Genomic DNA, 14,251 nt, shown 5'->3' on the forward strand with positions numbered 1-14,251 from the left:
CCTCTGCCGGGGCACGCCTCGGCAGGGGCTCTCAGCGCAATCTCCAACTAAATTTCCAGACGTCAGGTTACAGTACCTCGATGAACATGACCCGCCGGTTTGGAGGCGCGTATTTCACATAATGGAAAAGTGTCTACGACATTACGAGGACTTGAGGGCTCACATCCATCCATTGCGCTTGAATGAGAACTCCTCCTCTTTCCCGATGACCACATGGTCATGGATCGTCACGCCGATGGCCTGACAGGCGGCCAAAAGCTGTTGAGTCATGTCGTCGTCTTGATGGCTGGGCGTAGGATCACCCGAAGGGTGGTTGTGGACGATGATGATCGCGCTGGCGTTCAATTCCAGCGCACGCTTGGCAACCTCTCTGGGATATACGGGCACATGGTCCACCGTACCTTGTGCTTGCGCCTCATCCGCGATGAGCACATTCTTGCGATCCAGAAACAGGACCCGGAACTGTTCGTTTTCACGGTGCGCCATGACCGTTCGGCAATAGCTGATCAGCGCGTCCCACGACGACAGAATATCTCTCTCGCGCAACTTGCCTTGCCCCATGCGATGCGCAAAGGCTTCTGCAATGCGAAGATGATAAAACACCCAATCGTTGGCCCCGTCGATTTGCAGAATACGGTGCTTGGACGCGGCGATGACACCGTTCAGGTCGCCAAATTCCAACAAAAGACGCTTGGCCAGGGGTTTGACGTCGATGCGCGGAATCGCATTGAACAAAAGCAATTCCAGCAGCTCATATTCAGGCATGGCCTCATGGCCACCATTGAGAAACCGCGTGCGCAATCGCTCGCGATGCCCCCAGTAATGCGGTCGTTTTGCCCCGTCCTTGTCGGTGATCAGACCACCGCCCGCCGTTACCTTGTCGGACAGGCGTGCCGCTTTCTGAAATTTGGGCTGGTAGGCAGGTTTCGTTTTTGCATCCGGCGGCGGCATCCGGGCTTCGAGGTCCTTGAAACTCTCCCACGCCCCATCAGAAAAGCCAGACGGTTTTTTCGCCGGACGTGCCGCGCGCAGCGGAGACCGTCGTTTGGACCCGCTCGAAAGCACCTGCTTTATATCCGTCCAAAGTCCAAATTGCATGACGTTGCCCCAAGCCGAAAAAACATTCGAAGATCAACTCACCAGAAGTTGGTTAATCGTGGCTTAATCGTCGGTCGATTGTTTGGATCTGGCAAATAAGCATCACCTGCCCATCTGTCAGGAACAGGCCAACAGCGCGTTATTAAACCGCCCCGGTTTTAGCGAAACGTGAAACTCTCGAAAGGTGAGCCTCATGACAGGCAAAAAAACACCTCGAGCGACACGGCCGCGTTCGGTGCATGCGGCGTTTGGCTTTTCCGCGAACAGCGTTCTGATTGCAGGAACGACATCGCCGCCTGCCAGTCAAATGCCCGGATGTTGGGCTATTCGTTTTTTCAGCCTGCCGGGCTGGTGTCGGCGCGCAGCGCGTGATGCAGGCGAATGATCGGGACCCAAGAGCGCGCAGAAGGCACCGATCAAGGCCCTGGCGCGTGCTTAGGGTGCATTCAGGCAAACCAACGGGATCCTGACGAAGGCCGACGCATATTTTGCTTCGGCGGAGCACGACCGCCCCATTCCGCAAATGATCGCGTTCATCGATGATCGCCGCTGTGCACATGGTGTCAAGCCGATCCGCCGAGGTTCCAGGGATCGCCAAGGCGCTATCTGATCATCCGGGATGAAACAGGTATTCGGGAAACATCTACGTCACGTACCAGCATCAACTCCTGAACTTCACGAAGGCTCGGATTGAACAAGACGTAGAGCCAAACAACATGAGCGATGAAATGGGGGGGAAACGATGGGCTTACAGTTGATGTTCCGAGCCTGCATCGGCGCAGCCTAGGCCGATAGCGCCAACCCAACACCCTCCAGATCGTTCCAGCTCTCATGTATACTACGCATGCATTGACAGGCACTGAAACGGCCGTCGGAAGGCTGTCACGGGACCAAGGCCGCTGGCGCGCGCCTTTGAACATTGAAAAACAGAAGCCAAGTTTGACACCTGCGTGCGCAAGCGGATGACTGGGCTTAACTGCCCAAGTTTTGAATGAACCGCCTGAATTCTGTCTCAGCCAAGGCGTATTCTCAGTTGCAGTCTGTCTGCGCAACCAGGCGGTAGCGACGTGATTGACAACCGCTTTATTGATTTCTCAATACAATCTATACGACAACTTTACAACCTATGCGGAAATACGGCAGGTAGTCTGAAATTAACTGGAATCTGTTTTTTGGCACAGGCTTTCCGAGTGCAATCCCTCTATTTCAAGGACAACCTGCTATGCGAGTTGAAGGAACCAACAACGACGATATTCTCTTGACAGAAACCGCCGGAGACTTGGTTCTGGGCTTTGGTGGCGACGACAGACTGACAAACAAACATGCTGATACCACTCTGGTGGGAGGCGACGGCGACGACCAGTACCGTGTAAACAAACTGGATACCACGATCATCGAAGAAGCGGACGGCGGTCACGACACAATCTTGTCGAGAACATCAATTGCCTTGCCGGATAATGTCGAAGATCTGGAATTCAGTCGCAGCGACCGATGGCACACATTGGAAGGCAATGATCTCGACAACCGGATCACCAGTGGGGATGGCACCCAAGCCATCGCGGGGTATGAGGGCAACGACACGCTCACGGGTGGCGGCGGCGCTGACAGTTTTGCCTTTATGGACGGCGATGGCCATGACGTCATTGTAGATTTCGAGGTCGGCCTCGATCGTATCGATATCTGGCATACCGACCATTTGGATGCAGCCTCCCTGCTTGCGGCAGCCGAAGCGACGGCAGATGGATCGGGGTCAATCCTTCACCTCGCAGAAGACCAAACTGTCACCCTTTTGGGGGTCACAGTTGATGAGCTCACGCCCGAAGATTTGACAGTTGCCTCTGCGGATCAGGGCGGACTACCCGAGGGCGCGATTCTGAATTTTTTCGACGAGTTCAACGACACGACGCTCAGCGATCAGTGGAACACCATTCGACCCAACGGGCATCCTGCTTTTCTGCTCACCTCCGGGGGTACAAGGGAGCACAGTTATGTGGATCACGTCGACATCCCGACACCCGATGGCGGAACCGAGACATGGTCCCCCTTTTCTGTTGGTGACGGCGCTCTGTCGATTGGGGCAAGGCTCACGCCTGAGGCCCTGGAGGATATCTATCCGGAAAAATGGCTCGCAGGAGAGTTGAACACGTTCGGAACGTTCGAAATGACCTACGGGTATGTGGAAATCCGGGCGAAACTTCCTGAAGGTCAGAGTCTATGGCCTGCATTTTGGCTTGTTCCCAATGATGGCTCCTGGCCATCCGAAGCCGACGTTTTTGATGTCATGGGGGATGAGACGCACATCTTGCGGTCGGGGGTTATCAGCGAAGTCTGGGGCAAGCCGGTCACCAGCATCGATCAATGGCTGGTACCCGATATGGCCAGCGACTTTCACACCTTTGGTATGTTGTGGACTCCCAGTGAAGTAATTTTCACATTTGAAGGTGTCGAAATCCACCGCACTGCAACACCCGATGACATGCACGGTCCGATGGTCCTGGTTCTCAATCTGGCCGTCGGTGGATGGAATGGCCCGTCTGACGGGACGACCCCCGAAGACCCGTCGTTTCTCATCGATTACATTCGTGCCTATGATGTTCCCGGGATCGAAACCATTCCGGCCTCAACGGATACATCCGATTATGGCGATTTGGAAAACGGTGTCCTGTTCACTGGAGCACACAAGGCTCTTGAACTGTATGGTGATATTGTCATCAAAGCAGACAGCGAAGCGGGACTTGCAGATCTTATCCTGCAACCCGTATCGGAAGGCGACAACCCGACAGACACGACCGCGGCAACGCTTCTGGGCGATACCGAAGCGAATACCCTGACTGGCAATGATCTGGGAACCGTCTTCAACGGCAAGGACGGAGACGATTTAATTCTGGGCCGCGGCGGGGCAGACTATCTGATCGGCGGAGACGGTAATGACACCTTGGACGGCGGCACCGGTGCTGACACCTTGGTTGGGGGATTTGGCGACGATACCTATATCATCCGTCAAGGAGATGGCGGACCGGAGCCGCTCACAGAACTGATCTGGGAACAGCCTGGGCAAGGCTTTGATACGATTTACTTCGCCGATCTGAACGCGGATCAGGTAAGTGGTCACATCGACTGGGCCCGATGGCGCCTGGTGATTGAGGCAGACAGTGGCGAAATCACGTATGTCGCCGTGAAGGTAACCCAAGGCGCAGGTGGAACCGACCTTGGCCAATATATTGAACGTGTCATGTTCAAGGACGGCACAGTCTGGGATCTGACCAAGGGTCAAACCTTCGAAGGTACCGCCGAGGCGGATCAAAGTGCAGGCACGGCGGGTGACGACACTCTGACCGGTGGCGAGGGGGATGACACAATCGCCGGCATGGACGGCGACGACGTTTTGGATGGGGGCGCGGGTCAGGATGACCTTTACGGTTGGAACGGCAACGACGTGCTGAAAGACAGCGGCACAGAAGGCGGAGATTTCCTTTCGGGCGAAGCCGGAAACGACACCATCTGGGCCGGTGCAGGCCTTGACGAGGCTTGGGGTGGCGATGGGGATGACAGCCTGAGGGCAAGCTCGGATGGTGATATTCTTGATGGCGGCAATGGCGATGACACTCTGGGAGGAAACGACGCCGGCGACACCCTGCGCGGCGGCGATGGCGATGACCTTCTATGGGGCGGTGCAGGAGACGATCTGCTGGAGGGAGGTGCCGGCAACGACACGATCACAGGTGGCGATGGTCACGATCACGTGTTGGGCGGCGCGGGCAACGACAGCCTCAGTGCCGACTCTGGTGGGGGCCTGATGGAGGGTGGAACCGGAAACGACACGTTGAAGGGACATGAAGACACCGACACACTCGAGGGCGGAGAGGGTAACGATCGTTTGATCGGTCGCGGTGGATCGGACCATCTTTGGGGCGGAGAAGGCAAAGATACCCTGCGCGGGGGCGAAGGTGCGGACATCTTGAACGGCGGTCTTGATACCGATTGGCTATGGGGAAATGAAGGCGAAGACACACTCGATGGCGGTGCAGGCGGAGACAGGTTACGGGGTGGCACAGGTAGAGACACGTTCTCGTTCAAATTTGACGAAATCGATCGCGATGTGATCTTTGATTTCGAGACAGGAGAGGACATCCTGATCTATGCAATTGACCCCTCCGTGTTGACACTCGATGTGGCCAGCGATCGGATCACCGTCACAGATACCCTCACAGGTGATGTCAGACAAATAATTGCAGAGGGTGTCGACGCAGAAGACATCTCCTTGCTGATACTGTAGCGACGCAACCCGTTCTGGGGAGGATCATGCGATATTTTGACCAGGAAGCATTGCAACTTTCGTCATCAGGACCTCCTCGTTTCGTCGTCCACTGAATTCATTTCCGCCAATCTGCTCGAAGTCGTGCACGTCGAGCGCGCACCTCTTGAAAGTTGATAAGGTAGATGCGGCTTCGCAATGTGCCAGACTGGCTTTCTTGGGAGCCAGAAAAAATGCAAGAACGCATCGATGATGTGGTCAGCCTGGAGTTGAAGAGACAGGCAGCGCAAAGAAAAGGCTAACCCGCTTGGCAGTCGCCGGGAGCTCGACCTTACCCTCGCAGAACATTCGCCAGGTCACGCTCATGTAGCGACCGAATAGGTTGTCTCACATTTGATCTCGAGGCACAAAGCCACCGACATACGCCAGAGGCTGGTAGTAACCACTTATAATCAATTGATATTTTGGTGCGGGCGGTGGGAGTCGAACCCACACGGGCATACGCCCAACAGATTTTAAGTCTGGTATGTCTACCATTCCATCACGCCCGCATCTGGCGTTGTTCTTCAATCTCAGTTCCCGGCATATATCCGGCTAGAAACAGCTTATTCGTCACAACACCTTGTTTCGTATGCCTATTTCAGAACGGACGCAAGGATTTCAGGTCTCGCATGTCGACCGCTCCATCACGCCGACACACCACCGTGTTAGGCAATCTATGCAGGCACCTCAAGCCCGAGATTAGATATCTTCGCCTTTCGGGGCGAGGGGTCCCCCTTTGGCCAGAAGCGCGCGTTCAGAGAGCCACGGGTTGTTCTTTAGTGCGGCCTGAAGCTGTGTCCGCGCTTCGGCGATCTGACCCAGTTGCATGAGTGTCAGGGCGCGGCCGGATTGGGCGCCAACGTGGTCCGGCGACAGGTCAAGTGCGGCATCAAGATCAACCAAAGCCGCGTCATAATCCGCGCGCAAATAGCTGATAAAGGCGCGCTGGTTGTATCCTTCGGCGTAAGCGGGGCAATAGGCGACAAGCCGGTCAAAGCTGTCATAGGCTCCGGCAAAATCATAGTTGCCACGCTGGCGCATTCCGCGATCGAGGGCCGTCTGCGCCCTTTCATCCGGGGCGCGCAGCCACACCTCCCACATCTTGTCCGACACGGCCCGGCCCGCGCGTTCATCAGGAGCTGCGTTTGCGGCGGACCGAAGCGTCGCCAACTCTTCCGAAAAATCGCCCGCAGGCGGGCATGTGTCGGCGAAAACGGGGGCCGCGAAGACCGCAAGGATAAGTGCAAGTTTCATACCTTAGAGAATGTAGCGTCGAGACCATAGGTCAAGCCTCGTCCGCCGCCGGTCAGTCAATCCCGGGCAACATCACTTCCTTGACCGCTTCCATTGCGACGAAAGTGGATGTCGCAGCCACATGCGGCAACGTCGAAATCACATCGCCGAGAAATGCGCGATATTGGGCCATGTCCCGGGTTCTGATCTTGAGCAAATAATCGAAGTTCCCTGCAATCATATGGGCTTGCTCGATCTGCGGTACTTTCCGCACAGCGGCGTTGAACGCCCGCAAGGCCGCATCTCTGGTATCGCTCAAGCGGACTTCAACAAAAGCCACGTGATCCAGACCAAGCGAAATGGGGTCAAGCAATGCCCGATATCCCATAATGACGCCGCTGCTTTCCAACCGACGCAACCGCGCCTGTGTCGGAGATTTTGACAGGCCGATCCGCACTGCCAGATCCGTGATGCTCATCCTGCCGTCTTCGGCCAAGGCGGAAAGAATCGCCTGATCAAGCTTATCCAGCTGTGACAGATCGATTGAATTGTTTTTTGGCATATTTTTGCTCATTTGACCTGCACGATCCTATGTATTCAACGATACCGCCCGTTGTATCGTTGATATACTGGGAAAAATGGAAAAGGAACTAATCATGGACCGCACTGCTGTTTCCGACCTCGCCCTGGATCTTGATGCGGGCATGTATGCTGACGCCGAGGCGACGCTTGCCGACCTGGTCGATGTGGCCGCCCTCAGCCCCGACGACCGCGCCCAAATCTGCGCCAAAGCGGCCAAATTGGTGACGGCCATCCGCACCACGGCAGCGCCTGGATTGATGGAGGTGTTTCTGGCCGAATACGGCCTGTCGACGGACGAAGGCGTTTCGCTGATGTGTCTGGCCGAAGCTTTGCTGCGGGTCCCCGACGCCGACACGATCGACGCCCTGATCGAAGACAAGATCGCCCCGTCGGACTGGGGCAAACACCTTGGACACTCGACTTCGAGCCTTGTGAATGCGTCAACATGGGCGCTGATGCTGACCGGCCGGGTGCTCGACGACGAACAACCAGGTCCGATCAAGCACCTGCGTGGCGCCATCAAACGGCTGGGTGAACCGGTGATCCGCAGCGCCGTGAGCCGCGCCATGAAGGAAATGGGCCGCCAATTCGTTCTGGGCGAAAACATCGTCTCTGCCATGGACCGCGCTGCGGGGATGGAGGCCAAAGGGTACACTTATTCCTACGACATGCTGGGCGAGGCCGCGATCACCGAAGCCGATGCACGGCGCTATCACCTCAGCTACAGCCGCGCGATCTCGGCGATTGCGAATGCGTGCACCCATGACGACATCCGCGCCAATCCCGGGATTTCCGTCAAGCTGTCGGCCTTGCATCCCCGCTATGAACGGGCGCAAGAGGATCGCGTGTTGCGCGACCTGGTGCCACGGTTGCGGTCGCTGGCCCTGCTGGCAAAATCTGCGGGCATGGGTCTGAACGTCGATGCCGAAGAAGCGGACAGGCTGTCCATCTCGCTTCAGGTCATCGAAGCCGTGATGTCGGAGGATGCCCTCGCAGGATGGGACGGCTTTGGCGTCGTGGTGCAGGCCTTTGGTCCACGTGCGGGCACCGTCATCGACACGCTCTACGATATGGCCGCGCGCTATGACCGGCGCATCATGGTGCGCCTCGTCAAGGGGGCCTATTGGGACACCGAGATCAAGCGTGCGCAGGTCGAAGGCATTAATGGCTTCCCTGTCTTTACCCGCAAAGCGGCCACAGACGTCTCCTATATCGCAAATGCCCGCAAATTACTGGGCATGACCGACCGGATCTATCCGCAGTTCGCGACCCATAACGCGCACACGGTGTCGGCGATCCTGCACATGGCGGGCAACCAACCCTATGAGTTCCAGCGCCTGCACGGTATGGGCGAAGCGATGCACAATATCGTGCTGCGCGAAAACAGCACGCGCTGCCGGATCTATGCGCCCGTCGGTGCGCACCGCGACCTGTTGGCCTATTTGGTGCGCAGGCTGCTGGAAAACGGGGCCAACTCGAGCTTTGTGAACCAGATCGTGGACGAGACCGTGCCAGCCGAAGTGGTTGCGGCCGATCCGTTCGAGATGCTGAACGACAACGCCGTGGTCATTCCAACAGGCCCGGACCTGTTTGCGCCAGAGCGGCGCAATTCGGCGGGCTTCGATCTGAGCCATGCACCGACATTGGCACAGATCGAAATCGCGCGCGCGCCATTCGCCACCAAACAATGGCATGCCACGCCGTTGACCGTTTCACCAACAGATGGATCCACACGTGACGTGATAAACCCGTCCAACCCAACCGATCAGGTTGGTACGGTCGCGGATGCGACGCCTGAGGATGTCACGCAGGCCTATGCCGATGCGGCGCCTTGGGATGCGTCTGCCGACCAGCGCAAGGCCATTTTGATGGCGGCTGCCGATCTCTACGAAGCCAACTTTGGCGAACTCTTCGCGCTCTTGTGCCGCGAAGCGGGCAAGACCCTGCCCGATGCCGTGGCCGAATTGCGCGAAGCGGTGGATTTCCTGCGCTATTACGCCACTCAAGCGGATGGCACAGCCCCTGCCGGGACGTTCGTCTGTATCTCTCCATGGAACTTCCCTCTGGCCATTTTCACGGGTCAGATTGCCGCTGCATTGGCCGCGGGCAACGCCGTTTTGTCCAAGCCGGCGGAACAGACGCCGCTGATCTCGCATTTTGCCGTAACGCTGTTGCAAAAAGCCGGGGTCCCAGTAAGTGCGCTGCAACTTCTGCCCGGTGATGGCAGCATCGGTGCCGCGTTGACATCGGATGGCCGCACCAATGGCGTCGCCTTCACCGGATCAACCGCAACCGCCTTGCGCATTCGGTCCAGCCTGGCCGAGCACGCAGCCCCCGGCACGCCGCTGATCGCGGAAACGGGCGGGTTGAACGCGATGATCGTCGACAGCACCGCCTTGCCCGAACAGGCCGTGCGCAGCATCGTTGAAAGCGCGTTCCAATCCGCAGGCCAGCGCTGCTCTGCCCTGCGCTGCCTCTATGTGCAGGAAGACATCGCAAAGCCCTTCATCGAAATGCTGACCGGAGCGATGGACGCGTTGGTGGTTGGCGCGCCCTGGTCGCTGTCCACAGACGTCGGCCCCGTCATCGATGCAACGGCAAAGGCCGGGATCGACGCACATATCGAAACCGCCAGCGCTGACGGGCGGGTTTTGCACCAGTTGAAATCACCAAGCGACGGCACCTATGTGGCCCCGACCCTGATCAAGGTTAACGGGATCGGCGATATGCAGCGCGAAATCTTCGGCCCGGTCCTGCATCTGGCGACCTTCAAGTCGAAAGATCTCGACCGGGTCATCGACGATATCAACGCCACCGGCTACGGACTGACCTTTGGCCTGCACACCCGCATTGACGACCGCGTCCAACATGTGGCTGACCGGATCAAGGCAGGCAATATCTATGTCAACCGCAACCAGATCGGCGCCATCGTCGGCAGCCAACCCTTTGGCGGTCTCGGTCTGTCCGGCACCGGACCCAAGGCCGGCGGACCCGATTACCTGATGCGCTACCGCGCTGCCGCTCCATCGGGCGCGGCGTCAAATTGGACATCGAAAGCTGCGCTGCCTGCACTTCCGGCGTCCAAAATCACGACGCAACGCGACGTCGCGTTGCCCGGACCGACAGGCGAATCGAATGTGCTGAGCCATCACGCCAAACCCGCGTTGCTGTGCATTGGACCGGGCGCAGAAGCAGCGAAAGCGCAAGCAGACGCAATTCGGGCTCTGGGCGGTCACGCCGTCATGGCAACCGGGAATATCGCGCCGCACGACCTGACCACAGGCCCGGCCTATGGTGGCGTGATCTGGTGGGGAGACATGGACACGGCCAAGGCCATGGAACAGGCGCTCGCCGCCCGCAAAGGCCCTATCATCGCGCTGATCACCGGCCAGCCCGACCGGGCGCATGCCTTGAACGAGCGGCACATCTGCGTCGATACAACAGCGTCCGGCGGGAACGCGGCGCTGCTGGGCGCGGCCAGTTGATGGTGATAACCGCGCGCCTGTAACCCACCAGAAGCCGAGGCCGGAGCGCCTCGGCTTCTGTTTTTCAAAACTCTGACGTCTTCAAATCAGGCGTCGAAACTTACGTTGATTTTCAAGTCGTGCGCCGCCCCGAACTCAGCTCGATTGAGCAGCAAAATCGACGTCCTCAGTGGCGGGACACGCTCTGCGGAGCCACCTGACCGGACAACCGCTTGACGCCGTTCCACCAATGAACCAGCGTGCAACAATGTTTCCGATCCGCGATCATAATCCATCCGGGCGCACGCCTTACATGACCTACCTTTTGATGGCCATAAACGTCGCCGTCTTTCTCAGCTATATTGGACTGTTTGAGAATCCACGCGGCCTGGACTTGTTTTTTTCGCAGTACGGAACAATCCCCGGACGGCTGACATTGGGCGGAGGTTACGAAACTCTGCTGACATCCATGTTCCTCCATGGCGGTTGGATGCATCTGGCGGGCAACATGCTGTTTTTGTATATTTTTGGCGACAACGTCGAAGGCGAAATGGGCCATGGACCATTCCTCGGTTTCTACATCTGCACAGGGATTCTGGCCGGGCTCATACATGTGATCTCCGCCCCCTATTCCGCCGTCCCGACGGTCGGTGCGTCCGGTGCGATTGCAGGCGTGATGGGCGGATACCTGTTGCTGTTTCCAAGAGCGCGCGTCGATATTCTGCTGATCCTGATCGTGTTCATCCGGGTGTTCCCGATCCCGGCCTGGATCATGTTGATGGTCTGGTTCGGCATGCAGTTCATCGGTGGGGCTGCGTCCAACCCGGACGAAGGCGGCGTCGCCTATTGGGCCCATACCGGAGGGTTTATCGCCGGGCTGATCCTGACGATTCCGCTCTGGCTCAAGCGCGGTGGTCCTGCATTCTGGCGACGCACGCACGGACGACCCCCACACCCCGAAGCGCGGTATGCGCGCTCGAGCATCCCCAAGGTGCGGCGATGAAAGCCAGCTGCCATTGCGGAGCCGTCGTGCTCGACGTCACCCTGACGGAGGGCTTGGCCTCTGCCGCCCGATGCGATTGCTCGTTTTGCCGCAGGCGCGCGGCCCCTGCAGTGACCGTGTCAAAAGACAGCGTGCAAATTGTGCAAGGGGCGGACAGTCTGACTCTGTACCAGTGGGGCACGAAAACAGCGCGTCACCATTTCTGCAAAATCTGCGGCATCTACATGTTCCATAATCAGCGGGCCGATCCGACCAAGGCCGGGGTCAACATGGGAACGCTCGAAGGCGTCAACCCCGCAGACCACGAACCGATCCGCTGTAACGACGGGGTCAACCACCCATCAGACCGCAAGGACTGAAACGCACCGGCTGACACAAGCGGCAAACAAAACATGGCGTCTGGCCGCATCGCGGCCAGTCCGTTGGATCAGACCCGGATGATCTTGGCGAGGTGCGCGAACATCGGCTCATTGGCACAGATGATTTCGCCATCCTCCAGCATATTGTTGCCAAGCGTCAAAGGCTCGACAAGCCCGCCTGCCTCTTTCACGATCAGCAGACCCGCCGCGATGTCCCAGGCGTTCAACCGGCGCTCCCAATAGCCATCATAGCGGCCCGCCGCCACATAAGCCAGATCCAGCGCCGCAGCACCGAAACGGCGCACACCGGAACAGACCGGCATCAGACGCGCCAATTCCTTCAGGGTCTCCGGCAGATCGGAGCGCCCGCCAAAGGGTAGACCCGTCGAAAAGAGACCTTCGATCATCTTCGTGCGGCCCGACACACGCAGACGCGTATCATTCATGAATGCGCCCTGCCCTTTCTCGGCAAAAAACATCTCGTCCTTGGCTGGATCATAGACGACCCCCGCGACGACATTGCCCTTATGCTCCAACGCAATGGAAACAGCCCAATGCGGCAATCCATGCAAAAAATTGGTGGTGCCATCGAGCGGATCCACAATCCAGCGCCGTGTCGGGTCTTCGCCGTCCTCTTCGCCGCCCTCTTCGGCCAGCCAGCCATAGGTGGGACGCGCGGTGCGCAACTCTTCACGGATGATGGCCTCGGCGGCAATGTCCGCTTTGGAAACAAAGTCACCCGGCCCCTTGGAGGACACCTGGAGGTTTTCGACCTCACGGAAGTCCTTGACCAGCGACCGGCCGGCTTTGCGCGCGGCCTTCATCATGATGTTAAGATTTGCGCTGCCTTGCATGGGGTCGCTCCGAAAGGATATGGGATCAGACGCGCGCTATACGCCGCATGGGTGCCCTTGCCAAGAGGCGGCCGGGCCCGCAGCACCCGCAGACCCGTAATTTGGAAAAACAGAATGCCGCAGTGCCTTGGAACAATGCCGGTCAAGTTCGCGTATGCGACCGACAAACTGCACTGCCCCCACTCCACCCGCTTTGCAAATTTCAAAACACGGCACTTGCGATAAAAGTATGTGCCCAACCGCTGAACAAGATACACAGTCCAAATGACGCACCCAGCAACTGCAGAGGACCCCTCATGACCGATCAAATGCAACACATCACCCTGGCCAGCCGCCCGAACGGGGCACCGGTGCCGGACAACTTTGCGCTCGAAACCTGCGCGGTTCCCACGCCAAAGGACGGCGAGGTGCTGGTGCGTGTTCACTACATGTCGCTTGATCCCTACATGCGTGGGCGCATGGATGACGCAAAGTCCTACGCAGCACCGGTGCCCATCGGCGGCACGATGGAAGGCGGCGGTGTCGGCAAGGTTATCCAATCCAAGGCCGACGGTTTCGAACCCGGCGATTATGTATTCGGCATGCTGGGCTGGGCCACCCATGCCATCCAACCCGCCAAAATGCTGCGCAAGATTGACCCCGACATCGTCCCCATCACCACGGCACTCGGCGTCTTGGGCATGCCCGGCTTTACCGGCTGGCACGGATTGATGGAATATGGTCGCCCAAAGGCAGGTGAAACGCTTGTAGTGGCGGCAGCGACCGGCCCTGTGGGATCCATGGTCGGGCAACTGGCAAAGTCTCTCGGCCTGCGCACGGTCGGAATCGCCGGTGGCGCTGACAAATGCGCGCTCGCCACTGATACATTCGGCTTCGACGCCTGTCTCGACCACCGGGCCCACGACGATGCCCGCAGCCTGCGCGCCGCGGTCAAGCAGGCCGCCCCCGATGGGATCGACATTTATTTCGAAAACGTGGGCGGTAAGGTGCTCGAAGCCGTTATGCCCCTGATGAACCCCTTCGGACGAATTCCCGTCTGCGGCATGATCTCGTGGTACAATGCGGGCGGTCTGGGGGCAGGAGCCGACGCGCCCATGTCAGCACCTGCGCTGTGGCGACCCATTCTGGTCAATTTCCTCAACGTACAAGGTTTCATCATCTCAAACCACTGGAACCAGTATCCGACATTTCTGACCGAAGTGACGCCCAAGGTGATCCGTGGCGATATCAAGCTGGTCGAAGACATCGCCGAAGGGCTGGAAAACGCGCCGGAGGCTTTCATTGGCCTGCTGCAAGGCCGCAACGTCGGCAAACAGATCGTCAAAGTGATCTGACGCGATCCGGGTCGGCGGGCGGGCGCC

At 58.3% G+C, this 14,251-nt stretch carries 9 protein-coding genes, 1 tRNA gene and 1 other annotated feature; of the genes, 5 read left to right on the forward strand and 5 right to left on the reverse strand.

The genetic code is table 11. The features are described from left to right. Positions 1-159: 159 nt before the first annotated feature. Positions 160-1,098 (reverse strand): RadC family protein, encoded by a 939-nt coding sequence (gene radC, locus LC354_RS13415; RefSeq protein WP_223424627.1) that lies wholly within the window; start codon positions 1,096-1,098, stop codon positions 160-162. Positions 1,099-1,578: 480 nt separating this feature from the next. Then, positions 1,579-1,695 (forward strand) — a sequence feature (AL1L pseudoknot). A gap of 625 nt (positions 1,696-2,320) precedes the next feature. Here radC and LC354_RS13420 point away from each other — a divergent pair. Further along, positions 2,321-5,374, forward strand: coding sequence for a family 16 glycosylhydrolase (locus LC354_RS13420; protein ID WP_317849320.1), 3,054 nt, complete (start codon positions 2,321-2,323; stop codon positions 5,372-5,374). Between the two features lie 444 nt (positions 5,375-5,818). Here LC354_RS13420 and LC354_RS13425 read toward each other — a convergent pair. From LC354_RS13425 to LC354_RS13435, 3 genes are all read right to left on the reverse strand, one after another. Then, positions 5,819-5,904, reverse strand: a tRNA-Leu gene (locus LC354_RS13425). 190 nt (positions 5,905-6,094) lie between these two features. Beyond that, a complete protein-coding gene (locus tag LC354_RS13430; protein WP_223424629.1) occupies positions 6,095-6,649 on the reverse strand; it encodes a tetratricopeptide repeat protein in 555 nt (184 codons plus the stop codon). 52 nt (positions 6,650-6,701) lie between these two features. Beyond that, positions 6,702-7,190 (reverse strand): Lrp/AsnC family transcriptional regulator, encoded by a 489-nt coding sequence (locus LC354_RS13435; RefSeq protein ID WP_223424630.1) that lies wholly within the window; start codon positions 7,188-7,190, stop codon positions 6,702-6,704. A 94-nt stretch (positions 7,191-7,284) separates the two neighbouring features. On the opposite strand from LC354_RS13435, the gene putA reads away from it, so the two are divergent. The 3 genes from putA to LC354_RS13450 all read left to right on the forward strand — a co-directional run bounded on the left by putA (position 7,285) and on the right by LC354_RS13450 (position 12,036). Beyond that, on the forward strand, positions 7,285-10,695 hold the full coding sequence (gene putA, locus LC354_RS13440) for a bifunctional proline dehydrogenase/L-glutamate gamma-semialdehyde dehydrogenase PutA (RefSeq protein ID WP_223424632.1): 3,411 nt from the start codon (positions 7,285-7,287) through the stop codon (positions 10,693-10,695). A 247-nt stretch (positions 10,696-10,942) separates the two neighbouring features. Then, on the forward strand, positions 10,943-11,677 hold the full coding sequence (locus LC354_RS13445; protein ID WP_223424633.1) for a rhomboid family intramembrane serine protease: 735 nt from the start codon (positions 10,943-10,945) through the stop codon (positions 11,675-11,677). Then, a complete protein-coding gene (locus LC354_RS13450; RefSeq protein WP_223424635.1) occupies positions 11,674-12,036 on the forward strand; it encodes a GFA family protein in 363 nt (120 codons plus the stop codon). Before LC354_RS13445 ends, LC354_RS13450 begins: the two co-directional genes overlap by 4 nt. 68 nt (positions 12,037-12,104) lie before the next feature. Here the strand turns inward: LC354_RS13450 and LC354_RS13455 are convergent, their stop codons facing one another. Then, positions 12,105-12,890, reverse strand: a complete 786-nt coding sequence (locus tag LC354_RS13455) for an inositol monophosphatase family protein (RefSeq protein ID WP_223424637.1) — start codon at positions 12,888-12,890, stop codon at positions 12,105-12,107. Between the two features lie 296 nt (positions 12,891-13,186). Here LC354_RS13455 and LC354_RS13460 point away from each other — a divergent pair, with 296 nt between their 5' ends. After that, positions 13,187-14,224: an NADP-dependent oxidoreductase gene (locus tag LC354_RS13460; protein WP_223424638.1), complete on the forward strand. Its 1,038-nt coding sequence runs from the start codon at positions 13,187-13,189 to the stop codon at positions 14,222-14,224. Positions 14,225-14,251: the final 27 nt, after the last annotated feature.

It is taken from the genome of Tateyamaria pelophila, from assembly GCF_019966495.1.
Lineage (GTDB): Bacteria > Pseudomonadota > Alphaproteobacteria > Rhodobacterales > Rhodobacteraceae > Tateyamaria > Tateyamaria pelophila.

What these genes read in the sequence shown, in the direction of transcription:
- radC (WP_223424627.1), bottom strand. Translation starts at nt 1,098, where the DNA reads ATGCAATTTGGACTTTGGACGGATATAAAGCAGGTGCTTTCGAGCGGG.
- LC354_RS13420 (WP_317849320.1), top strand. Translation starts at nt 2,321, where the DNA reads ATGCGAGTTGAAGGAACCAACAACGACGATATTCTCTTGACAGAAACC.
- LC354_RS13430 (WP_223424629.1), bottom strand. Translation starts at nt 6,649, where the DNA reads ATGAAACTTGCACTTATCCTTGCGGTCTTCGCGGCCCCCGTTTTCGCC.
- LC354_RS13435 (WP_223424630.1), bottom strand. Translation starts at nt 7,190, where the DNA reads ATGCCAAAAAACAATTCAATCGATCTGTCACAGCTGGATAAGCTTGAT.
- putA (WP_223424632.1), top strand. Translation starts at nt 7,285, where the DNA reads ATGGACCGCACTGCTGTTTCCGACCTCGCCCTGGATCTTGATGCGGGC.
- LC354_RS13445 (WP_223424633.1), top strand. Translation starts at nt 10,943, where the DNA reads ATGTTTCCGATCCGCGATCATAATCCATCCGGGCGCACGCCTTACATG.
- LC354_RS13450 (WP_223424635.1), top strand. Translation starts at nt 11,674, where the DNA reads ATGAAAGCCAGCTGCCATTGCGGAGCCGTCGTGCTCGACGTCACCCTG.
- LC354_RS13455 (WP_223424637.1), bottom strand. Translation starts at nt 12,890, where the DNA reads ATGCAAGGCAGCGCAAATCTTAACATCATGATGAAGGCCGCGCGCAAA.
- LC354_RS13460 (WP_223424638.1), top strand. Translation starts at nt 13,187, where the DNA reads ATGACCGATCAAATGCAACACATCACCCTGGCCAGCCGCCCGAACGGG.